The sequence below is a fragment of the Kosakonia quasisacchari genome, assembly GCF_004331415.1.
In the GTDB taxonomy this organism is placed as follows: domain Bacteria; phylum Pseudomonadota; class Gammaproteobacteria; order Enterobacterales; family Enterobacteriaceae; genus Kosakonia; species Kosakonia quasisacchari.
In genome coordinates, this window is the sequence record NZ_SJOP01000074.1 from 1 (window position 1) to 606 (window position 606).

1 pseudogene is annotated in these 606 nt (G+C 64.0%); it reads right to left on the reverse strand.

Going from position 1 to position 606, the window contains the following annotated elements:
* A pseudogene (locus E0L21_RS24725) lies at nucleotides 1-606 on the reverse strand (hypothetical protein); the annotation flags it as partial.

Sequence of the window (606 nt, forward strand, 5' to 3'; positions counted from 1 at the left end):
GCCCACTCCCTCGCGGTAGCGCAGCAGCCAGCGGTCATTTCCGACCGCGTCCTTAACCTGATGAATGCCCCCGGCACTGGCGCGGCTCTCCTTAATCAGCGCCTCGCCATTGTTCACTGCGTACTGGCTGATATCGCCCGCCAGCGAAGGACGCAGCCGGTTTACTCCTGCTGCTGCTCCGGTTTCTCCGGCTGCGGCTCCTTCAGTAGCGACTCTGGCTTCTCCAGATATCGCTCCTTCAGCGGCGCTGGTTGCCCCGGCTGCTGCTGCCCTGGCTTCGCCAGCCATTTCCACCTCCGCCGCTGCGGTACCGGCTTCGCTGGTTATAGCCATACCGGCTTCCCCGGCGGTGGCCTGTTCTGCGGTGTTGCGCAGCGTGGCCAGCGCGCTCCGGCCTTCCGTGGCCACCGCTTTTTCAGTGAAAAACTCCGCCATGGCACCCGCTTCTGCGGCAATACCGTCGAGCATCAGCAGCGCGCTGAGATCTTTCATCACCCGCTCAGCGTTGGTGGGTTCATTCTGTTCGGTGCGCAGCGGCTGCCCGGCAAAATGGCGCAGCGACTGCACTTTATCGCGGTCGCTGTACTGCGCCAGCGCCCTGCCTTT